We start from the raw sequence: 19,710 nt of genomic DNA, 5'->3' as shown, positions 1-19,710 counted from the left end.
CGGATTCGCGTCCCCGTTTCGCTTGGAATAGAGTGACCCGAACGAGGGGCACGGAGCTGGTCCGTGTCGCGGGGAAGGGGCCGTCATGGCGAATCTGAATGTCTCGTACGGCGAGTTGACGGCCAAGGCCGATCAGTTGGTCACGGGTCGCGATGAGATCAACGCGACGTTGACGAAGCTGCAGGGTCAGATCAACGCGCTCGTCGCCCAGGGCTTCACGACCGACAAGGCCTCCGGCGCGTTCGCCGACGCCTACACCCGGTTCACCACCGGTGCATCGAACACGATCGGCGGCTTGAACGACCTCGCCATGTTCCTGCGCACGACGGCGACCACCCTGGGCGACGTCGACGCGCAGATCGCGTCGCGTCTGGGTCGCTGACCCCCTCGGCCGCACCGACATGTACGGCAGCACCGAGGTACTGAGCACGCGCGCGTCGGACGCACGGCATGCCGCCGAGGTCCTCCGCGTGCGCGCGCGAGGGCTGCTCGCCGACGCAGGGAGCATGGGCTGGGACTCGCCGGCGGGGGAGTTGATGCGTGCCCGCCTGCAGGAGACGGCGGCGACGCTGGGCGCGCAGGCGACGGCGCTCGAAGACGTAGCGGCAGCGCTCGACGTGCACGTGCGGAGCGTCGAGGAGGTCCGAGCCGCGATCGCCGAGGCCGAGCGCCTCGTGACCGGGATCTGGAACACCGCTGCGAACGTCGCATGGAACACCGTCGAGGTGGTGCGGGATGTCGCGGAGGGTGCGGTGACGCACGCGATGCGCATGATCGGGCCGGTGCTCGCGACCCCGGGGGTCGTGTCCGTCGCCGTGTACGAACTGGGCGGGGCCGAGTTCACCCAAGACGAGGTGTCTCGCGCGCGGTCGCTCGTCGGTGCGATTCCGGCACTTCCGCAGACGGGCTCGCGCGATTGGCTCGACCTGCGGGCCACGGTCACGGCGCACGGATGGGGATGACCGCCGCACCGGGGCGCGTGATCGTCACACCGTCCGAACTCGTGCTGATCGCCGACCGGTTGCCCGGTGTCTCGCTGCCGGCGTTCGTCTCAGTCGATTCGACTGCGGACGACCGAGCGGTTGCGCTCGCCCGACTGCGGGCGCGAGGTCTGGTCAGCGAGGCGGCTGACCTCGACGACACTGACTGGGGGAACGTCGTCGACCTGTCGGTGCTGGCCCCGCTCGCCGTGCTCCGCGGTGCCGGTGTCGTCGTGCAGACCGAGGCATGGTCGGTCGGGGTGCGGCGGTGCACGGCCGCGTCGATTCGCGGTGCCGAGTACGCCGCGGTCACGCGCACGTCCACGCAGGCCGCCGACGACGAGGTCGTGCTGGAGCTCGCACCGATCGATCGACTCTGGCCTGCCCTGATCGACTCGCTGCCTCCTGTCGACCTGAGCGGGCACGCCGAGCAGCCCCGCCCGAGGTCGCGGGTGTCCACGGGCATCGTCGAGGCACGTGCGCTGATCGACGCGATCCGCGACGGCGATGCCGGGGTCATCGCGGCCGTTGCGAGCACCGCCGGCGGCGCACCCGAGACCGCACCGATGCTCCGAGCACTCGCGAGGCCGCTGCGGGCCGGCTTCCGGCTGCTCGGGTACGTCGGCACCGACCCGTTCGTGCAGCGCGACTGGCTGGCGACCGACTCGGGCTGGATGCATGTGCAGCTCACCATCGACCAGCCGTCGGGCGCAGGCGCCATCGATGCTCGAGCCATCGTCGAGACGGGGAAGCTCATGATCGACCCGACGAACCCCCGAGAGATCGGGGCCGACCTGTTGGCGATCATCGCCACCGTCGTGAGGAGTGCAGATGTCGCTTGAACGCCCCGACAACGACGACGTGGTCACCCTCGTCTCCGACGCCGCCGATGCCACCGAGCAGGCGACTGACGAAGCGATCGACGCGACGGGCGACGCGTGGAACGAACACGTCGAGCAGACCGGGCAGACGGTTCGTGACGCGGCATCCGGGACCTCCTCCGTCGTCGCGGAGCACGGACAACGGCTCGCCGTCACGTTCACCGACATCGACCGGGTCGTCGGCGGACTCAAGGCGGTCAACACCGACGTCGCTCCGATCCTCGCGTCGATGTTCACCCTGCCGAGCCATCCCGACCTCCTCGCATCGGTGCCGTTGTCGCCGTTCACCGCGGCTGGAGTCACCACTGCCGCGCTCAGCGCGGCCGGTCGCATCAGCATCGCCCTGTTCGCGTCGGAAGCGCTCACTCTGGTCGCGGCATCCGTCGTGTCGAGCTACGAGCTCGCCGACGCGGCCCTCTCCGCGCAGGCCGCCGCCGCGGGTGCGGCCGCCGGCATCGCATTCGGCACCGCCAAGACCACGATCGACCTGGCCGGCACCGTGGTCGTGGGCGCGGCAGACGTCGTCGGCACCGCCGTCTCAGGGGCCGCGGACGTCAACTGGCAGGTCGGCACCGCGCTCGTCACGGTCTCCGAACTCAGCAAGACGGCGCTGCTCGCGGCGGCAGGCTCGCTCCTCGTCGGGTTCGGCACCGAAGCGGTCACCTCGATCAACGAAGCGATGCCGAGCCCCTACGACGACGAGACCAGCCCCTGGGAGCTGCTCCAGGTCATGGTCCCGGTCGTCAGCGCGATCGACGGGCTCAGCAAATTCAGCCTGAGCGACGCCTGGGCGAACAGCGCTGACGCCATCCAGGGTGCACTCGGCACAACCGGGCCGCTCTTCGACGACATCCTCGACTCACTCATCCGCAGCGGTCGCACGCTCGGCTTCTTCCACGACGGTGAGACGCAGCTCGTCGACGAAGCGCCCATCGATGGTGGCGACCTGAGGGACCGGATGGATCAGGCACGTGAGGGGTCCATAATCGCGTTGGACCGTAAGCTGGTCCACGACGATGCCGGCGCCATACTTCCGCGTGATGTCGCCGAGCTTGCGGCCAGCGCCGGTCAAGTCGACAAGGTCGGTGGTGCCGAATTCTCGACGATCCGTGTGATCAGCTCAGTCGACACTGATGGAAGCACCAGCTATCTGGTGGTCATCCCGAGCACTCAACAGTGGTGGCCGACCAACGGGCCGGCCGCCAACGATCTGACCGCAGACCTCTACAACCTCGCGTACGGAGGTTCGGAGCTCAGCGATACCGTGCTCGAAGCCCTGGCCCAGACGCAGCGGGCCGACGGGGTCGACCCGGGAACTTCGGCTGTGTCCTACGCGGGATTCAGCCTCGGCGGCATCACGAGCGGCGTCCTCGCTGCCATCCCCGAGGCCCATGCCACCCAGGTCGTCACGTTCGGTGCGCCGTACGCGAACTCCGACATCCCCGACCAGGTCGGCGTCATCGCCTATGAAGCCCATCCCGACCTCGTGCCCACCCTCGACGGCTCGAACAACCCCGACACATGGACGACCATCAGAGACTGGGCGCCGAGCATCACCGATTCGGAGGGCGACGTGCTCGACGGGCAAGACCCCTCGGCCCACGACGCGAACCGCTACGCGGTGATGGCCGCCGAGCATCCGACGAGCAGCGACAGTCTCGACGACTTCTTCCAAGGAGACCTCACCGTGCACGACTACTACGCTGTACGCAAATGAACCGTCGGCGAATCCTCGTGACAGCCGCACTCGTCGTGGCGATGCTCGCCCTGACGGGCTGCGGCGGCATCACCGTCGGCGGACAGAAGGCCGATACCGCAGGCGTTCAGCTCCTGAACATCGATGGGGTCGACAGCGGCGGCGTCTACGCGGGGACCGTCTGGGCAGGCTTGACCCGCAAGGATCAGAGCAGTGTTTCCGTGACCCTCGACCCCGGGGTGGAGCCCACGCCGGAGTTCTTCGACTACCTCGTCGAGCTCGCCTGGTCGGTCAACGACAACAAGCCCAACGAGCCGGTCTCCGTCCATATCAGGTCCGACCCCCAGCTGAATGTCCGGGAGCTTGCTGAGGAGGCGGGGTGGACGTCGCTGCACGAGCTGGCTTTCGATGAGATCGGCGGTCCGATCTTCCTCGACGACGTGGAGGAGCGGTTCGGCCCGTGGCCGGGTGAGCCGCCCGAGGCGCCGACCGACGCGCTCATCCTGCCCGATGCGGGCGAGTAGCTGAGGCGAGCGCGGAAGTCGCGCAGGGTCGACGGTCGTGAAGCGCCACACGGGTCACCGTGCGGAAGCTCGGCCGTTGGAGGCTTCCGCTCGCCCTCAGTCAAGCGCGTAGACGCGCTCCTCGATCTCGGCGTCGCGCGCGTTCGCGAAGCTCGTCTCGGTGGAGACGTGCCGGAACCCGAGCCGTTCGAGCAGCGCGATCGACGGGGCGTTGTCGGCGGCCACGCGGGCGCGCACCGGTCGCTCGTGCACCTCGTCGAGGAACAACCGCATCGCCCGGGTGGCGATGCCCTCGTGCCAGTGCGCCGGGTCGATCCAGCAGGTGAGTTCGGCACGCCCGTCGTCGAACCAGCGGGCGACGCTGCCGACGATCACGCCGTCGGCGCGCACGGTGCGGGTGTCGACCGTGGGGTCGGCGAGAAGCCGGCGCCAATGGGCGTCGAACATCGCGCGGTCGCTCGGGTCGGGTGACGTGAACGCGGCCATGCGCACGGCGGTGGGGTCCTGCTCGAATCCGAACAGAGCGTCGAGATCGCCCGCGCGGGTCGCGCGCAGGGTCACGACATGAGGCTCGCCCATGTCATTTCCTCCAGGATGCCGCGGATGGTGCCGTCGGCGGGTCTGCGCCCAGGGATGCGGGCGCTGTGCGGAGTGGAGTTCAGGAGGCCGAAGGCGGCGTGTGCCCGGATCCTGAGCTCCGTCTCGGCCCGATCGGGCCGGAGTCTGTGAAGGGTGTCGACCCAGTGTTCGACGTACTGGCGCTGGAGGAGGCGCACCTCGTGCCGGGCGTCGACGTCGAGCTGCTCGAGTTCCCTGTCTTGCACGAGGATCACGTCGGCGTCGCCGAGCGCGAAGTCGACATGGAACGCGATGAGCTCGCGGAGTGCAGATGCGGGGTCGGATGCCGCGCCGAGCACTCGCTCGGCGCCGTCGAGCAGCGTGATGCTCGCGCCCTGGAGGATCGCGGCGAGCACGGCAGCCTTGCCCGGGAAGTGGCGGTAGACGGCGGGGCCGCTCACGCCGACGGCGGCGCCGAGGTCTTCGATCGTGACGCCGGCGTACCCGCGCTGCGCGAACAGTGTCGCGGCTGCGGTGAGGATCGCCTGGCGACGGTCGGCCTTCTGCCGGCTGCGTTCGGTCGCAGCACCCACGGTCGCAACGCCTGCAGCAGCCGCAGAACTCGCGGTCGCAGCGTCTGCGGCCGTCGCGTCTGCGACTGCGTCGCCGACGATCTCGGCCGTGCTCGGTGTGGTTGCCATCTCGGTTAATGCTCGCTAACATCGGGAATCGAGTTAGTGCACACTAACCGAAATTCAGCGCCGGCCACAAGGGGGCGCGCCGTCGACGAAGACTGGTGGAACGAATGCCGATCCTGCAGACCAGCATCGACCCGAGCGCCGATGCTGCGCGTTCCAACACCGCCGCACACGGCGTGCTCGTCGAAGAGCTGCGCACGCGTCTCGCGACGGCGGCGCTGGGCGGCCCCGAGGCATCCCGTGACCGCCATGTCGCCCGCGGCAAGCTGCTGCCGCGCGACCGGGTCGACCGGCTGCTCGACGAGGGCAGCCCGTTCCTCGAACTCTCGCCGCTCGCCGCCGAGGGACTCTACGGCGGCGACTCGCCGGGTGCCGGCATCATCACGGGTGTCGGGCTCGTGCACGGACGCCCGGTGCTCGTCGTCTGCAACGACGCCACGGTCAAGGGCGGCACCTACTACCCGATGACGGTGAAGAAGCACCTGCGCGCCCAGGAGGTCGCGAAGGAGCAGCGTCTGCCGTGCATCTACCTCGTCGACTCGGGTGGAGCCTTCCTGCCGCTGCAGGACGAGGTGTTCCCAGACCGCGAGCACTTCGGTCGCATCTTCTTCAATCAGGCGCAGCTCTCGTCGATGCGCATTCCGCAGCTCGCCGCGGTGCTCGGCTCCTGCACGGCCGGCGGCGCCTACGTGCCCGCGATGAGCGACGAGACCGTGATCGTGCGGGGCCAGGGCACGATCTTCCTGGGCGGCCCGCCGCTCGTGAAGGCGGCGATCGGCGAGGTCGTCACCCCCGAGGAGCTCGGCGGCGGCGAACTGCACTCCAAGGTCTCGGGCGTCACCGACCACCTCGCCGAAGACGACGAGCACGCCCTCGAACTCGTGCGCGACATGGTGGCGACGCTGCCCCAGCCGGCGCCGCGGGCGTGGTCCGTGCGCGAGCCCAGGCCGCCGGCCGTCGACCCGTCGACGCTCACCGCTGCGGTGCCGGTCGACGTGCAGCAGCCCTACGACGTGCGCGAGGTCATCGCACGCCTCGTCGACGGCAGCGAGTTCGCCGAGTTCAAGCGCGAGTACGGCGACACGCTCGTCACGGGCTTCGCCCACCTCGACGGCCACCCGATCGGCATCGTCGCGAACAACGGCGTGCTCTTCAGCGAGTCGGCCATGAAGGGCGCGCACTTCATCGAGCTCTGCGACCAGCGCGGCATCCCGCTCCTCTTCCTGCAGAACATCTCGGGCTTCATGGTCGGCCGCGACGCGGAGGCGGGCGGCATCGCCAAGCACGGCGCGAAGATGGTCACCGCCGTCGCGACGACCCGCGTGCCGAAGTTCACGGTCGTCATCGGCGGCTCGTTCGGCGCCGGCAACTACTCGATGTGCGGGCGGGCGTACTCGCCCAGATTCCTCTGGATGTGGCCGAACGCCCGCATCTCGGTGATGGGCGGCGAGCAGGCGGCATCCGTGCTCTCGACCGTCAAGCGCGACCAGCTCGCGGTCAAGGGCGAGACCTGGTCGGATGCCGCAGAGCAGGCGTTCAAGGACCCGATCCGGGCCCAGTACGACGATCAGGGCAGTCCGTACCACTCGACCGCCCGGCTGTGGGACGACGGCATCATCGCCCCCGAGGACACGCGCACCGTGCTCGCCCTCGCGCTCGAACTCGCGAGCCGAACGCCGCTGCCCGAGCCGGCGTTCGGGTTGTTCCGCATGTGACCCAGTCGGCCGGGCGCCGCGCCGTGCCGGTTCAGGCTCGACGCGCCGCCGCGGCCTCGACCTCGCGGATCGCCTCGTCGACGCCGCGGTTCCACGGCATGCCGTGGCCGGGCAGCACCCATCTGGCATCCGTGCCCTCGAGGCGCCGCAGCGATGCGAGCGCCTCGGCCGGGTCGTCGGTGAACGGCGCGGGCTGCGGCCCGGTCGCCCCGGTGAGCACATGGCGGGTGGTGAGTGCATCGCCGACGAAGACGGCGTCGGCCACCGGCACGTGGATCGCGATGCTGCCGGGGGAGTGACCCGGCATGCTGATCACGCGCGGTGCGCCCGGCAGATCGAGCACGTCGCCGTCGTCCACGGTGACGACCTCGGTGAGCGGGGTCGTGCGCAGGCCGTTGTGCGTGAGGGCGTACCAGAGGAACTTCGAGGTCGCCCCGAGCTTCATGCCGCCCCACTCCGGCTTCGTCGACTCCTCACCGCGAGCGCGGGCGGCATCGGCCGTGTGCACGAAGACCGGCACGCCGTGGTCGCGGCGCAGGCGCTCGGCGAACCCGATGTGGTCGGAGTCGCCGTGCGTGAGCACGACGCCGCGGATGTCGCCGACAGACCGGCCCATCTCGGCGAGCTCCGCGATCAGCTCCTTCCATTGCCCGGCGAGCCCGGCGTCGATGATGGTGACGCCCTCGGGGGTGTCGACGAGGTAGACGGCGACGATGTCGGAGCCGATGCGGTGGAGGGAGGGGCCGAGCTTCATCAGGTGCCTCACTTGCGATGGATGGGAGGTTGATGGCTATGCTACTTAGCCATCATGGCTATGCGCAATAGCCTAGAGTCGAATCGATCGAAAGGATCCCGCCGATGCCGACACCCGAACGAACCTCGCTCGACGCCATCGTCGGGGCCGGGCGCGCCATCCTCGAGGTCGAGGGGCTCGGCGGGCTCACGATGCAGGCGGTCGCCGAGCGAGTCGGCGTGCGCGCCCCGTCGCTGTACAAGCGCGTGCGCGACCGCAGTGATCTCGTGCGGCTGATCGCCGCGTCGTCGGTCGCAGAGCTCGGGGAGCGCCTCGGTGCCGAGCAGGCTCCGATCTCCGGCGGTGCCGGTGGTCGCGAGGCGACGGATGCAGCGGGCGCGGGCGCGGCGGCGGCGGCGGCCGAGAGTACCCAGGTCGCCGAGGTCGCCCGCCTCGCCCGTGTCGTGCGGGCGTTCGCACATGAGCAGCCGGCGGCGTACCGTCTCGTCTTCTCGCCCGGAGCGGAGTCGGGGCTCGACGTCGAGGCGCTCCGCGAGGCCAGCGCGCCGTTGCTCGCCGTCGCCGGCCGGCTCGCCGGTTCCGATCACGCGCTCGATGCCGCGCGCACCCTCACCGCGTGGCTGACGGGCTTCATCAGCATGGAGCTCTCGGGGGCGTTCCGCCTGGGCGGCGATGTCGATCGGGCGTTCGAGTTCGGCGTCGAGCGCATCGCCATGGCGCTCGCGCCGCGATCGGGGTGAGCGGGGAGTCCCGCTTGTGATTTCAGTTAACGCCCACTAACATCGAATCCAGTTAGTGCGCGTTAACTTAGTTCGCGCACCTCGAGCGCAGGGAGGCGCGGATGGGCACGGTCGACGCCGTCGACGAGGCACGGTCGATTCGTCCGTTCGACCGGGTGCTCGTCGCCAACCGCGGTGAGATCGCGGTGCGGGTGATCCGCACGCTCCGCCGCCTCGGCATCCGCTCGATCGCCGTCTTCTCCGACGCCGACGCCGACGCGCCGCACGTGCGCCTCGCCGACGAGTCCGTGCGCATCGGCCCGGCACCCGCCGCCGAGAGCTACCTCGACCCCGCGCGCATCATCGCGGCGGCACGCGAGACGGGCGCCGAGGCGATCCACCCCGGCTACGGCTTCCTCTCCGAGCACGCCGGCTTCGCCGAGGCGTGCCGCGATGCGGGCATCGTCTTCGTCGGCCCGGGGGTCGACGCGCTCGAGGTCATGGGCGACAAGATCCGGGCGAAGCGCCACGTCGAGGCATCCGGTGTGCCGACCGTGCCCGGCATCGCCGACCCGTCACTCGACGACGCCGCGCTCGCCGCAGCCGGCGAAGCGGTCGGCTTCCCGCTGCTCGTCAAGCCCAGTGCCGGCGGCGGCGGCAAGGGCATGCAGATCGCCCGCGACGCGCGCGAGCTCGCGGCAGCGCTGCCCGCTGCCCGGCGAGTGGCCATCACCGCGTTCGGCGACGACACGCTGCTGCTCGAGCGGCTCATCGAACGCCCACGGCACATCGAGGTGCAGGTGCTCGCCGACGACTTCGGCAACGTCATCCACCTCGGCGAGCGCGAGTGCTCGCTGCAGCGTCGCCATCAGAAGGTCATCGAAGAGGCGCCGTCGCCGCTGCTCGACACCGAGACCCGTGCGCGAATCGGGCAGGCGGCTTGCGACGCCGCCCGCAGCGTCGACTACCGCGGGGCGGGCACCGTCGAGTTCCTGGTGTCGGATGCCGCGCCCGACGAGTTCTTCTTCATCGAGATGAACACCCGGCTGCAGGTGGAGCACCCGGTCACCGAACTCGTCACGGGCGTCGACCTCGTCGAGCAGCAGCTGCGAGTCGCGGCGGGTCAGCCACTGGCGCTGACGCAGTCCGACATCGAACTCACCGGCCACGCGATCGAGGCGCGCGTCTACGCCGAGAGTCCCGAGCGCGGCTTCCTGCCGTCGATCGGCGAACTGCTCGTGTGGCGGGAGCCGAGTGGCGACGGGGTGCGGGTCGACGGCGGCATCCGTTCGGGGCAGCAGATCACCGCCGACTACGACCCCATGCTCGCGAAGGTCATCGCGTACGGTGCCGACCGCACCGAGGCGATCGCGCGCCTCGACGCCGCGCTCGCCGACACCGTCGTGCTCGGCGTCGACACGAACCTCGGCTTCCTCCGACGGCTCCTCGCTGAACCCGCCGTTCAGCGCGGGGAGCTCGACACCGGTCTCATCGACCGCATGCCGGAGCCCGAGTCGAATGCAGCTCCGCCCGAGGTGCTCGCCGCGACCGCCGCGTACCGCGACGCCGTGGCGATCGACGAGGCGCGGAGCGCCGGTGCCCACGCGTGGCGGACCGCTCGTGGCTGGCGTCCTGGCCGTCCCGCGGCGGTTGCAGGCCGCGACGCCACGACGGCCGACGCCATGGCAGCCGATGTCATCGCGACGGACGCCGACGACGCGGTCTGGCTGCACACGACGACCGGCATCTGGCGCGTGCCCGCCACGGGTCGCCGGGCCGCGCTCGACGCCCGCCTCGCCATGATCGAACGAGGCGGCCTCGCCGACCCCGAGCTCCGCGCACCCATGCCCGGCACCGTCACCGCGGTGCTCGTCGCCGACGGCGACGCAGTGCTGCCGGGCGACGCCGTCATCGCGATCGAGGCGATGAAGATGGAGCACCGCGTCACGGCGTCGGTCGCCGGCATCGTGCGCCTCGCCGTCGCAGTGGGGGAGCAGGTCTCCCGCGACCAATCCGTCGCTCGCGTGGAGCCGCAGCTCGCGGCATCCGCCGAGGTCCCGACATCCGTCCCCGCATCGTCGGACGCGCCCCACGAGGGCGCGAACCCGACGCCGTCCCACCAGGAATGAGGAGCACGACCGTGAGCACCGAGCTGAGTACCGAGGAACAGCAGCTGTACGACATGGTCTGCGAGTTCGCCGACACCGTCGTCGCCCCGCAGTCCTACGAGGCCGACCGCAGCCACACGCTCTCGATGGACGTCGTCGCGCAGATGGGCGACCTCGGGCTCTTCGGCCTGCCGTTCCCCGAGGAGGTCGGCGGCCAGGGCGGCGACTACATGGCGCTCGGCCTCGCGATCGAGGCGCTCGCACGGGTCGACCAGTCGATCGCGATCACGCTCGAGGCCGCGGTCGGACTCGGCGCCATGCCGGTCTACCGTCACGGCACCGAGGAGCAGAAGGCCGAACTCCTGCCCGACCTCGTCGCGGGGCGTGCGCTCGCGGGCTTCGGCCTCACCGAGTCCGAGGCCGGCTCCGACGCCGGTGCCACCCGCACGACCGCGGTGCTCGACGGCGACGAGTGGGTCGTCAACGGCTCGAAGCAGTTCATCACCAACTCGGGCACGCCGATCACGAGGTTCGTGACGGTGACCGCCGTGACCGGCGAGCGCACCCGCCCCGACGGCTCGGTCTCCAAGGAGCTGTCGACGATCATCGTGCCGAACGGCACGCCCGGGTTCACGGTCGACCCCGGATACGACAAGTCGGGCTGGCGCGCCTCCGACACGCATCCGCTCACCTTCGACGACGTGCGAGTGCCTGCGGCCAATCTCCTCGGCGAGCGGGGCCGCGGCTTCGCCAACTTCCTCCGCACGCTCGACGAGGGCCGCATCGCGATCGCCGCCCTCGCGACCGGTGTCGCACAGGGCTGCCTCGACGAGGCGCTCGCCTACGCGAAGACCCGCAACGTGTTCGGCGTGCCGATCGCATCGCACCAGTACATCGCGTTCACGATCGCGAACATGCAGGCGCGGGTCTACACCGCGCGGCTCGCCTGGCACGACGCGGCCCGGCGGCTCGACGCGGGCCTCCCGTTCAAGAAGGAGGCGGCCATGGCCAAGCTCGTCTCGAGCGACGCCGCCATGCTGAACTCGCGTGACGCCACCCAGATCTTCGGCGGCATGGGGTTCATGAACGAGTCCCTCGTGGCGAGGCACTACCGTGACTCGAAGATCCTCGAGATCGGCGAGGGCACGAACGAGGTGCAGCTCATGGTCATCGCACGCGAGCTGGGCATCGGCTAGGGGGTTCACCATGACGGATGCTTCGGCAGAACGGACGCCGCTCCGCGACGTCGTGCAGCGCGGGCTCTGGTTCGAGGAGTTCGAGCAGGGCGTACGGTACCTGCACCGCCCCGGTCGCACCGTCACCGAGGCCGACAACGTGCTGTTCACCACGCTCACGATGAACCCCCAGCCGTTGCACCTCGACGCGGCGTGGTCGGCCGAACAGCCGTTCGGCCAGCGGCTCGTCAACTCGATGTTCACGCTCTCGACGCTCGTCGGCCAGTCGGTCGGCCAGCTCACGCAGGGCACGCTCGTCGCGAACCTCGGCTTCGGCGCCGTCGCGTTCCCGCACCCGGTCTTCATCGGCGACACGCTCTACGGCGAGACCGTCGTGGAGTCCAAGCGGGAGTCGGCCTCGCGCCCGGGCCAGGGCGTCGTGGTCGTCGCGCACACCGCCCGCAACCAGCACGGCGAGGTCGTCGCGACCGCGTCGCGCACGATGCTCGTCTGGCTCCGTGAAGCGGGGGAGCGGCTGACGGCCGCAGGTTCGGCGCCGGATGAGGAGGGGAAGACCGCATGACGCATCCGACCTTCCGCTTCGGCCCGGCCCTGCTGTTCTGCCCGGCCGACCGGCCCGACCGCTTCGCGAAGGCCCTCGATCGCGCCGACGCCGTGATCCTCGATCTCGAAGACGCCGTCGCCGGCGACGCGAAGCACGCCGCCCGGGTCGCGTTGCTCAGCACGCCGCTCGACCCAGAGCGGGTCATCGTGCGGGTGAACCCCGCCTCGACCCCGGAGTTCGCGGAAGACCTCGCGGCGCTCGCGGAGACCGAGTACCGCACCGTCATGCTCGCCAAGTGCGAGGGCACCGCCGACCTCGTCGACCTCGCCGACTTCGACGTCATCGCGCTGTGCGAGACCGCTCGCGGAGTGCTCGCGGCGAACGAGATCGCGGCGCTGCCGAACGTCTCGGCACTCATGTGGGGGGCCGAAGACCTCGTCGCCTCGCTCGGCGGCTCGTCGAGCCGCTTCGCCGACGGCCGATACCGCGACGTCGCGAAGCACGCCAGGTCCCAGGTGTGCCTCGCGGCGGGGGCGCACGACATCGCCGCGATCGACACGGTGCACCTCGAGATCGGCGATCTCGACGGACTCCGGGCCGAGGCCGAAGACGCAGTGGCCGTCGGATTCGCCGCGACGGCATGCATCCACCCCGACCAGATCGAGGTCGTGCGCGAGTCGTACCGACCCGATGCCGCGCGGCTGGAGTGGGCGCGCGCCGTGCTCGAAGCAGCCGAAGCGCAGGGCGGCGTCTTCGCCTTCCGGGGCGGAATGGTCGATGCACCCGTGCTCCGGCAGGCCGTCTCGCTCATTCGCCGCGCGGGCGGCTGAGCGAAACGATTCGATAACGGTTCACCTGCCGTTCCCCGGATCGCACCCCCTGAGCGTCCGACGCGACGTATTCTCGGAGTCAATCCTGGGGAGGAGGGGAACGTGGCACGACGACACGTCTACCGGGCGAATGAGGCGAGCGGTGCGGGGGCAGCGGTCGCCCTCGCCGACGCGATCTCGCACGACGAGCATGACGACCGCACCGACATCTTCGACGGACTGCACGTCGACGTCATCGCGTCGAACCCGCTCTCGGGCCCCATCATCGTGCCCCGGAGAGTGGCCATCGGCGACTCCGGTCTCGCGGTGCATCCGCTCGCGCTCGGCGCCAGCACGTTCGGCTGGACCCTCAGCACCGAGCAGGCGTTCGACGTGCTCGACCGCTTCGCCGGCCTCGGCGGTTCCCTCGTCGACACCGCCGACAGCTACGCCGCCGGGCGCAGCGAATCGATCATCGGCAAGTGGATGGACTCGCGCGGCACTCGCGACCGCATGGCCATCGCGACGAAGATCGGCCACCACCCCGATCACCGCGGACTGTCGCCGGCAGAGATCTCGGCGGCCGTCGACGACTCGCTGCTGCGTCTCGGCATCGAGCGCATCGACCTGCTCTACTTCCACGGCGATGACGCCGAGGTGCCGCTCGAAGAGAGCCTCGGCGCGGTCGACGCCCTGATCGCCGCCGGCAAGGTCGGCGCGATCGGCGCAGCGGACTTCACGCCGGATCGGCTCATCGAGGCGCGCGTGCTCGCCGCCAACGGGCTGCCGCGTTTCCAGGCGCTGACCACGAAGTACAACCTCATGGAGCGCCGCCCGTTCGAGGGTGCGCCCGAACTCGTCGCCCATGCGCAGGCGCTCGCCGTGCTGCCCTACTTCGGCCTCGCGAGCGGGTTCCTCGGCGGGCAGGTGCGGCGGCGCGCCGACGTGCGCCATGATGCCAGGGGCGAACGGCAGGCGCGATACCTCGGTCGACGCGGCCACCGCGTGCTCGCAGCGGTCGACGAGATCGCCTTCGCGCACGGCGTGCAGCCGGCGACCATCTCGCTCGCATGGCTGCTGGCGAAGCCCACCGTCGTGGCGCCCGTCGTGAGTGCGAGCCGGCCCGATCAGGTCGATGCGCTCATGGCCGCGGCATCCGTCGAACTGCAGCGCTCGGAGATCGTCGAACTCGACCGCGCTTCCGCCTGATCGCGTGGCGGCGCGCCCGGGTGCGCGCCGCCCGAGCGCGCCCGACGCGGGTGGCATAGGCTGATCGGGATGAACGGCGCTGTCGACCTCCCACTCGGCCAGGCCGAGCTCTCCTTCACCGCAGCAGGCGACGCGCGAGTTCGGCGCAGCGTGCTCCCCTCGGGGGTGCGAGTGCTCAGCGAACAGGTGCCGGGCAGTCGCAGCGCGACCATCGGCTTCTGGGTCGCGGTCGGTTCACGAGACGAGCAGCGAGCGGATGCCGCGCACCCCGCGACGTACGGATCGACGCACTTCCTCGAGCACCTGTTGTTCAAGGGCACCGAGACGCGCTCGGCTCTCGACATCGCGATCTCCTTCGACGCCGTCGGCGGCGAGCACAATGCGCTCACGGCGAAGGAGTACACCTGCTACTACGCCAAGGTGCAAGACCGAGACCTGCCCATGGCGGTCGAGGTGCTCGCCGACATGTTCACGTCATCGTTGCTCGACCCGACCGAGTTCGAGAGCGAGCGCGGGGTCATCCTCGAAGAGCTCTCCATGGCGGGCGACGACCCGGGCGACGTCGCGAACGAGCGCTTCTTCGAGGCGGTGCTCGGTGCGCACCCGCTCGGCCGGCCGATCGGCGGCAACCCCGAGACGATCCGCAGCGCAACGCGCGACGCCGTGTGGGAGCACTACCGGGCCAACTACCGCCCGCAAGACCTGGTCGTCACCGTCGCCGGCGCCGTCGACCACGATCTGCTGCTGGCCGAACTCGACCGGGCGCTCGCGGCGGCCGGGTGGGACCCGACGGTCGCCGGGCAACCCGTCGAACGGCGTTCAATCGTGCCCGCAGCGCTCGAAGCCGGTCCCGAGGTCTCCGTCGTGGCACGCCCGACCGAGCAGGTGAACCTGCTGCTCGGGGTACCGGGCCTCGTCGCGACCGATGAACGGCGCCCGACGATGAGCATGCTGAACGCGATCTTCGGCTCGGGCATGTCGTCACGCCTCTTCCAGCAGGTGCGCGAGCGCCGCGGCCTCGCCTACTCGGTCTACTCGTTCGCACCGGGCTACTCCGATGCCGGCCTCTTCGGCATGTACGCCGGGTGCGCCCCGGCGAAGGCCGGCACGGTCGCGTCGCTCATGCGCGACGAACTCGAGCGGCTCGCCGAACACGGCGTCACCGCCGAAGAGATGCGCCGCGCCTCAGGGCAGCTCGCGGGCGCCTCGGCGCTCGCCCTCGAGGACTCCGACACCCGGATGTCGCGGCTCGGCCGCGCCGAGCTGACCCTCGGCGAGTTCGTCGACCTCGACGAGGCCCTCCGTCGCATCTCGCTCGTCACCGCCGACGACGTGCAGCGGCTGGCGGGCGATCTCGTCGCACGCCCGTTCTCGCTCGTCGCCGTCGGCGCGATCGACGAGACGGCATTCACCGGAGCGGCCGCCGCGGTCGCTCCGAGCTCCGACGTCGCCTGACGGCGGCATCCGCCCTGCATCAGAGGAACCGATACCTGTGGCCCACCACCTCTACCTCGTCCGTCACGGCGAGCAGCTCGACGCCGAGCACGGCCTTCCCGACGGCCCGCTGTCGCCCCGTGGCCGCCGTCAGGCCGAGCTTCTCGCCGAGCGCCTCGGCGGCATACCGTTCGACAACGCGTGGCACTCGCCCCTGCAGCGCGCGACCGAGACGGCGCAGATCATCGCGGCGAAGATGCCGGCGCTGAGCCTCGAGCCCTCGCCGCTGCTCTTCGACTGCATCCCGACAGGCCCTGCACCCGAGACCCCGAAGGCCTACGACGCCTTCTTCGGCTCCGTGACCGAGGCCGAGATCGAGGCCGGCAGTGCGCAGATGGAAGATGCGGCCTCCGAGTTCCTCCGCTCTCATCGCGAAGACCGGCACGAGTTGCTCATCACCCACAACTTCGTCATCGGATGGTTCGTGCGCGAGGTGCTCGGGGCGCCCGACTGGCGCTGGGTCTCGATCAACCAGGTGAACTGCGGCCTCACGGTGCTCACCCAGCGGCCCGGACGGCCGTGGAGCCTCGTCTCCCACAACGACATCGCGCACCTGCCACCCGAGCTGCGCACCGGCCTGTCGGAGCCGTACGCGATCTGAGCGCCTCGCGCTCGCGTACGGCTCGGGGCGCCGGTCAGCCGACGCGCTTGCCGTACCAGTTCGTCGCGTTGGGGTTGGCGTTGTACGGATCGATGTCGACGTACCCGCTCGAGCGGTAGAGGCCGCCTGCGGCCTCGAGGCTCGCATTCGTGTCGAGCACGAGCTCCTGCGCGCCGTACTCGATCGCCCGGCGTTCGAGTTCAGCGAGCAGACGGCGACCTTCGCCGTCGCCGCGGGCCGCGGGCGCGAGCCAGAGGTGCTTGACCTCGAAGCGCACCTCGAAGGTCTCGGGCCGGCGCTGGATGCGTCGTACACCGCCGCATCCGACCGCGGTGCCCGACTCGTCGACGACGACCAGGAAGACGCCCGCCGGCGGCGTGAACTGCTCCGCGGCCGGCCAGGTCGGACGGTACTCGCCCTGCTCGGCGGGGAACCCGACCGCTCGCTCGGCGAAGTAGTCGGCGAGCAACGCGTGCGCGTCGGGGTCGGTCACTGAGGCGTCTCGGTAGCGCAGCATGCCCCAACACTATTTGCGACGGGCGGCGGATGCCGCGTGCTCGGCGTCGAGCCGTCACGACGGTCGCCCGGCCCGCGCTTGCTAGGGTGAATCCGTGACGATACGGGTCGCCGTGGCGGGAGCCACCGGCAAGATGGGGCAGCTGGCGCTTCGACTGATCGAGGAGGCCGAAGACCTCGAACTGCACGCCGCGCTCGACTCGAAGTCGAGCCTCGACCTCATGCTCGGCGCCGATGTGGCGTTCGACGTCACGCATCCCGGCGCGAGCGCCGAGATCGTCGAGTTCGCCGCAGGAGCGGGCATTCCGATCGTCGTCGGCACCTCGGGTTGGTCGAGCGATCGCATCGCCGAGATCTCCGCGTTCGTGCGCGGCCACGCCGACGCGGGCGCCGTGCTCTTCGTTCCGAACTTCTCGATCGGCAGCGTACTCGGCACCGCCTTCGCGAAGCTCGCGGCACCGTTCTTCGACTCGATCGAGATCGTCGAGGCCCACCACGCCGGCAAGGTCGACTCGCCCTCGGGCACGGCCGTGCGCACGGCGGAGCTCATCGGCGAGGCGCGTGCGGCGCGCGGTCCGGTCGCCGCTCCGCACGCCGACCAGCGCGCCCGCGGGCAGCTCGTGAGCGGGGTCCCCGTGCACAGCCTGCGCCTCAATGGCGTCGCGGCCGAGCAGCGCGTCGTCTTCGGCGGCGACGGCGAGACCCTCACGATCACGCACTCCACGCTCTCGTCGAGCTCGTACGAGGCCGGCATCCTGCTCGCGCTCCGCAGCGCCCTCGAGGCATCCGGTGTCACCGTCGGCCTCGACGCGCTCCTCGATCTCGGACTGTCCGGCACCTCCCGATGACCACGAAGCTCGGCGCGCTCATCATGGCCGCGCTCCTCGTGCTCTACCTCGCGCTCGTCGGATGGCGCGCAGTTCAGTTCATGGCGACGGGGGAGCCGATCGCGATCGCGATGGGGGTGGCGCTCCTCGTGCTGCCGCTCATCGGTCTCTGGGCGCTGTGGCGCGAGCTCGAGTTCGGCATCCGCTCGCACGAACTCGTGAAACGGCTCGACGCGGAGGGCGGGCTCGACCTCGAGCTGCCGCTCCTGCCGAGCGGGCGTCCCGAGCGGGCAGCAGCAGGCGCGGCCCTCGACGAGTTCCGCACCGCGGCCGATGCGGCTCCCGAGTCGTGGCAGGCGGCCATGCGGCTCGGACTCGCGTACGACGCGGCCGGCGATCGTCGCAACGCCAGGCAGGCCGTGCGGCGGGCCGTCGCGCTGTCGCGCGTTCCTCGCTGAAGCCGTGGCGATCAGCCCGAGCGAGCCTCGATGAGCCTTCGCGACTCGTGCTGGGTCCGCGGCGCACAGGGTGGAGGCGCTGCCTGCGATGTCTCCACCATCGTCGCCGGCTCTCTCGCGCGCCCGCGCGTCGGCGTCGAAGGCAGCGGCCGTCAGATGCTGCCGGCACCGGGGCCGGCCTGATCCCGCTTCTCCTGCTCGATCCGCGCCTGCTCCTGGGCGGCGCGCTCGGCGGCGGGATCCTCGGAAGAGGCACGCGAGCGTCCCCAGCTCCTGACGAGCAGCACGACGATCACCGCGAGTATCGCGAGCCCGACGATCCACCACAGCGGATCCATGATCCACCTCCTCGTGCACGACGCCGCCGGCGTCGATCGTACCTACGATATTCCCGCCGTTTCGGAGCCGCAATGAGCTCGTCCGGCGGCCGGACCCTGCTCGACCGTGAAGGCGCAGCGAAGGTCCAACCAGCCAGGCTCCGATGTCCGCGTCGCGTAGGCGGTTGGGCGGATCGACCTAGCGGGCCGCCGTGCGCGGCGCCGCGAGCATCGCGTCGATCGCGGACTCGACGGTGGCGTGCGTGAAGCGGTAGCCGTCGTCGATGAGGCGCTGCGGGCGCACCTTCTGGCTCGACAGCAGCAGTTCGTCGGCGGCACGCCCGAGGGCGACCTCGAGCATGCGCTCGGGCACGCCGAGGGCGTGCGGCCGATGCATCCGCTCCGCCATCGCGGTCATCACGCGATCGGCGGTCGCCGGTGTCGGGCCGGCGATGTTCACCGGCCCCGAGAGCGATGACCCGAGCAGGTGCACGATGGCGCCGACCTCGTCGTCGAGTGCGACCCAGGGCCAGTGCTGGCCGCCCGTGCCGAGCCTGGCCGAGATGCCCAGGCGGGTGAGGGTGCCGACGCGCTTCAAGGCGCCGCCGTGCCCGACCACCATGCCGCTGCGGAAGACGACGGTGCGCGTCTCTTCGGGGGCGAGCCCGGCCGCGGACTCCCAGCGGCCGACGACCTCGGCGAGGAAGCCGGTTCCGGCGCTCGAGTACTCGGTGAGGAGCTCGCCCGGTCGGTCGCCGTAATAGCCGACCGCTGAGGCGTTGAGGAAGACCGTCGGAGGACGCCGCGCCTTGCGCATCGCGTCGGCGAGGGTGCGGGTCGCCGTGATGCGCGACTCGAGGATCTCGCCGCGGTACGACTTCGACCACGGCAGCCGGGCGAGCGAGGCGCCCGAGAGGTTCACGACCGCGTCGACGCGGTCCATGACGGTGAAGTCGATGATGCCTGCCGCCGGCGACCACGAGGCCTCATCGGCGCCCTGGGCGCGTCGGCGCACGAGGCGCACGACGTCGTGCCCGTCAGCGGTCAATGCGGTGACCAGCGCGGTGCCGATGAATCCGGATGCACCGGCGACGAGTACCCGCATG

General features: G+C 70.7%; 22 protein-coding genes. 16 read left to right on the top strand and 6 right to left on the bottom strand.

What is annotated here, in order from left to right; all coding sequences use genetic code 11:
• Nucleotides 1-85: 85 nt before the first annotated feature.
• From JOE59_RS08530 to JOE59_RS08510, 5 genes are read left to right on the top strand one after another with little or no spacing between them, the layout of a single operon-like run.
• Nucleotides 86-382 carry a WXG100 family type VII secretion target gene (locus JOE59_RS08530; protein ID WP_074261151.1) on the top strand — a complete coding sequence of 99 codons (297 nt, stop codon included), beginning with the start codon at nt 86-88 and terminating at the stop codon, nt 380-382.
• Between the two features lie 19 nt (nt 383-401).
• On the top strand, nt 402-962 hold the full coding sequence (locus JOE59_RS08525) for a hypothetical protein (protein WP_204459820.1): 561 nt from the start codon (nt 402-404) through the stop codon (nt 960-962).
• The gene (locus JOE59_RS08520) at nt 959-1,822 is read left to right on the top strand and encodes a hypothetical protein (RefSeq protein ID WP_204459818.1); all 864 of its coding nucleotides are present in this window, start codon (nt 959-961) and stop codon (nt 1,820-1,822) included. Before JOE59_RS08525 ends, JOE59_RS08520 begins: the two co-directional genes overlap by 4 nt.
• The gene (locus JOE59_RS08515) at nt 1,812-3,578 is read left to right on the top strand and encodes a hypothetical protein (protein ID WP_204459816.1); all 1,767 of its coding nucleotides are present in this window, start codon (nt 1,812-1,814) and stop codon (nt 3,576-3,578) included. The genes JOE59_RS08520 and JOE59_RS08515 overlap by 11 nt, the downstream gene beginning before the upstream one ends.
• 17 nt (nt 3,579-3,595) lie before the next feature.
• Complete coding sequence (locus JOE59_RS08510; RefSeq protein ID WP_204459814.1) at nt 3,596-4,081, top strand: hypothetical protein; 486 nt, start codon at nt 3,596-3,598, stop codon at nt 4,079-4,081.
• 96 nt (nt 4,082-4,177) lie between these two features.
• On the opposite strand, the gene JOE59_RS08505 is transcribed toward JOE59_RS08510, so the two are convergent.
• Nucleotides 4,178-4,660: a GNAT family N-acetyltransferase gene (locus JOE59_RS08505; protein ID WP_204459811.1), complete on the bottom strand. Its 483-nt coding sequence runs from the start codon at nt 4,658-4,660 to the stop codon at nt 4,178-4,180.
• On the bottom strand, nt 4,639-5,340 hold the full coding sequence (locus JOE59_RS08500) for a TetR/AcrR family transcriptional regulator (RefSeq protein WP_239560157.1): 702 nt from the start codon (nt 5,338-5,340) through the stop codon (nt 4,639-4,641). The genes JOE59_RS08505 and JOE59_RS08500 overlap by 22 nt, the downstream gene beginning before the upstream one ends.
• A gap of 104 nt (nt 5,341-5,444) precedes the next feature.
• Between JOE59_RS08500 and JOE59_RS08495 the strand changes: the two genes are divergently transcribed.
• On the top strand, nt 5,445-7,052 hold the full coding sequence (locus JOE59_RS08495; protein ID WP_204463318.1) for a carboxyl transferase domain-containing protein: 1,608 nt from the start codon (nt 5,445-5,447) through the stop codon (nt 7,050-7,052).
• Nucleotides 7,053-7,083: 31 nt separating this feature from the next.
• Here the strand turns inward: JOE59_RS08495 and JOE59_RS08490 are convergent, their stop codons facing one another.
• Entirely contained in the window at nt 7,084-7,806 is a 723-nt protein-coding gene (locus JOE59_RS08490; RefSeq protein ID WP_204459809.1) for an MBL fold metallo-hydrolase, read from the bottom strand.
• A gap of 104 nt (nt 7,807-7,910) precedes the next feature.
• Between JOE59_RS08490 and JOE59_RS08485 the strand changes: the two genes are divergently transcribed.
• The 8 genes from JOE59_RS08485 to JOE59_RS08450 all read left to right on the top strand — a co-directional run bounded on the left by JOE59_RS08485 (nt 7,911) and on the right by JOE59_RS08450 (nt 16,486).
• Complete coding sequence (locus tag JOE59_RS08485) at nt 7,911-8,546, top strand: TetR/AcrR family transcriptional regulator (protein WP_204459807.1); 636 nt, start codon at nt 7,911-7,913, stop codon at nt 8,544-8,546.
• A gap of 101 nt (nt 8,547-8,647) precedes the next feature.
• On the top strand, nt 8,648-10,654 hold the full coding sequence (locus JOE59_RS08480) for an acetyl/propionyl/methylcrotonyl-CoA carboxylase subunit alpha (protein ID WP_239560155.1): 2,007 nt from the start codon (nt 8,648-8,650) through the stop codon (nt 10,652-10,654).
• Nucleotides 10,651-11,829, top strand: coding sequence for an acyl-CoA dehydrogenase family protein (locus tag JOE59_RS08475; RefSeq protein WP_204459805.1), 1,179 nt, complete (start codon nt 10,651-10,653; stop codon nt 11,827-11,829). Before JOE59_RS08480 ends, JOE59_RS08475 begins: the two co-directional genes overlap by 4 nt.
• Nucleotides 11,830-11,839: 10 nt before the next feature.
• Entirely contained in the window at nt 11,840-12,391 is a 552-nt protein-coding gene (locus JOE59_RS08470; protein WP_204459803.1) for a MaoC family dehydratase, read from the top strand.
• Nucleotides 12,388-13,203 carry an HpcH/HpaI aldolase/citrate lyase family protein gene (locus JOE59_RS08465; protein WP_204459801.1) on the top strand — a complete coding sequence of 272 codons (816 nt, stop codon included), beginning with the start codon at nt 12,388-12,390 and terminating at the stop codon, nt 13,201-13,203. Before JOE59_RS08470 ends, JOE59_RS08465 begins: the two co-directional genes overlap by 4 nt.
• A gap of 102 nt (nt 13,204-13,305) precedes the next feature.
• Nucleotides 13,306-14,391: an aldo/keto reductase gene (locus JOE59_RS08460; RefSeq protein WP_307837007.1), complete on the top strand. Its 1,086-nt coding sequence runs from the start codon at nt 13,306-13,308 to the stop codon at nt 14,389-14,391.
• Nucleotides 14,392-14,460: 69 nt separating this feature from the next.
• Entirely contained in the window at nt 14,461-15,846 is a 1,386-nt protein-coding gene (locus JOE59_RS08455; protein WP_204459799.1) for a M16 family metallopeptidase, read from the top strand.
• A gap of 37 nt (nt 15,847-15,883) precedes the next feature.
• A complete protein-coding gene (locus JOE59_RS08450; RefSeq protein WP_204459797.1) occupies nt 15,884-16,486 on the top strand; it encodes a histidine phosphatase family protein in 603 nt (200 codons plus the stop codon).
• A 34-nt stretch (nt 16,487-16,520) separates the two neighbouring features.
• On the opposite strand, the gene JOE59_RS08445 is transcribed toward JOE59_RS08450, so the two are convergent.
• Complete coding sequence (locus tag JOE59_RS08445) at nt 16,521-17,003, bottom strand: GNAT family N-acetyltransferase (RefSeq protein WP_204459795.1); 483 nt, start codon at nt 17,001-17,003, stop codon at nt 16,521-16,523.
• Between the two features lie 94 nt (nt 17,004-17,097).
• Here JOE59_RS08445 and dapB point away from each other — a divergent pair, with 94 nt between their 5' ends.
• Together dapB and JOE59_RS08435 are read left to right on the top strand one after the other, a co-directional pair.
• Nucleotides 17,098-17,850 (top strand): 4-hydroxy-tetrahydrodipicolinate reductase, encoded by a 753-nt coding sequence (dapB, locus tag JOE59_RS08440; RefSeq protein ID WP_204459793.1) that lies wholly within the window; start codon nt 17,098-17,100, stop codon nt 17,848-17,850.
• A complete protein-coding gene (locus JOE59_RS08435; RefSeq protein WP_204459791.1) occupies nt 17,847-18,287 on the top strand; it encodes a hypothetical protein in 441 nt (146 codons plus the stop codon). The genes dapB and JOE59_RS08435 overlap by 4 nt, the downstream gene beginning before the upstream one ends.
• Before the next feature lie 152 nt (nt 18,288-18,439).
• Here JOE59_RS08435 and JOE59_RS08430 read toward each other — a convergent pair whose 3' ends face one another.
• Nucleotides 18,440-18,625, bottom strand: a complete 186-nt coding sequence (locus JOE59_RS08430; protein ID WP_204459789.1) for a hypothetical protein — start codon at nt 18,623-18,625, stop codon at nt 18,440-18,442.
• A 178-nt stretch (nt 18,626-18,803) separates the two neighbouring features.
• Nucleotides 18,804-19,709: a TIGR01777 family oxidoreductase gene (locus tag JOE59_RS08425; RefSeq protein ID WP_204459788.1), complete on the bottom strand. Its 906-nt coding sequence runs from the start codon at nt 19,707-19,709 to the stop codon at nt 18,804-18,806.
• Nucleotide 19,710 lies beyond the last annotated feature (1 nt).

The sequence above is a fragment of the Agromyces cerinus genome, assembly GCF_016907835.1.
Classification (GTDB): Bacteria; Actinomycetota; Actinomycetes; order Actinomycetales; family Microbacteriaceae; genus Agromyces; species Agromyces nitratus.
This window is presented reverse-complemented; position numbering and strand designations above follow the sequence as displayed.

What these genes read in the sequence shown, in the direction of transcription:
- JOE59_RS08530 (WP_074261151.1), top strand. Translation starts at nt 86, where the DNA reads ATGGCGAATCTGAATGTCTCGTACGGCGAGTTGACGGCCAAGGCCGAT.
- JOE59_RS08525 (WP_204459820.1), top strand. Translation starts at nt 402, where the DNA reads ATGTACGGCAGCACCGAGGTACTGAGCACGCGCGCGTCGGACGCACGG.
- JOE59_RS08520 (WP_204459818.1), top strand. Translation starts at nt 959, where the DNA reads ATGACCGCCGCACCGGGGCGCGTGATCGTCACACCGTCCGAACTCGTG.
- JOE59_RS08515 (WP_204459816.1), top strand. Translation starts at nt 1,812, where the DNA reads ATGTCGCTTGAACGCCCCGACAACGACGACGTGGTCACCCTCGTCTCC.
- JOE59_RS08505 (WP_204459811.1), bottom strand. Translation starts at nt 4,660, where the DNA reads ATGGGCGAGCCTCATGTCGTGACCCTGCGCGCGACCCGCGCGGGCGAT.
- JOE59_RS08500 (WP_239560157.1), bottom strand. Translation starts at nt 5,340, where the DNA reads ATGGCAACCACACCGAGCACGGCCGAGATCGTCGGCGACGCAGTCGCA.
- JOE59_RS08495 (WP_204463318.1), top strand. Translation starts at nt 5,445, where the DNA reads ATGCCGATCCTGCAGACCAGCATCGACCCGAGCGCCGATGCTGCGCGT.
- JOE59_RS08490 (WP_204459809.1), bottom strand. Translation starts at nt 7,806, where the DNA reads ATGAAGCTCGGCCCCTCCCTCCACCGCATCGGCTCCGACATCGTCGCC.
- JOE59_RS08485 (WP_204459807.1), top strand. Translation starts at nt 7,911, where the DNA reads ATGCCGACACCCGAACGAACCTCGCTCGACGCCATCGTCGGGGCCGGG.
- JOE59_RS08480 (WP_239560155.1), top strand. Translation starts at nt 8,648, where the DNA reads ATGGGCACGGTCGACGCCGTCGACGAGGCACGGTCGATTCGTCCGTTC.
- JOE59_RS08475 (WP_204459805.1), top strand. Translation starts at nt 10,651, where the DNA reads ATGAGGAGCACGACCGTGAGCACCGAGCTGAGTACCGAGGAACAGCAG.
- JOE59_RS08470 (WP_204459803.1), top strand. Translation starts at nt 11,840, where the DNA reads ATGACGGATGCTTCGGCAGAACGGACGCCGCTCCGCGACGTCGTGCAG.
- JOE59_RS08465 (WP_204459801.1), top strand. Translation starts at nt 12,388, where the DNA reads ATGACGCATCCGACCTTCCGCTTCGGCCCGGCCCTGCTGTTCTGCCCG.
- JOE59_RS08455 (WP_204459799.1), top strand. Translation starts at nt 14,461, where the DNA reads ATGAACGGCGCTGTCGACCTCCCACTCGGCCAGGCCGAGCTCTCCTTC.
- JOE59_RS08445 (WP_204459795.1), bottom strand. Translation starts at nt 17,003, where the DNA reads ATGCTGCGCTACCGAGACGCCTCAGTGACCGACCCCGACGCGCACGCG.
- JOE59_RS08435 (WP_204459791.1), top strand. Translation starts at nt 17,847, where the DNA reads ATGACCACGAAGCTCGGCGCGCTCATCATGGCCGCGCTCCTCGTGCTC.
- JOE59_RS08430 (WP_204459789.1), bottom strand. Translation starts at nt 18,625, where the DNA reads ATGGATCCGCTGTGGTGGATCGTCGGGCTCGCGATACTCGCGGTGATC.
- JOE59_RS08425 (WP_204459788.1), bottom strand. Translation starts at nt 19,709, where the DNA reads ATGCGGGTACTCGTCGCCGGTGCATCCGGATTCATCGGCACCGCGCTG.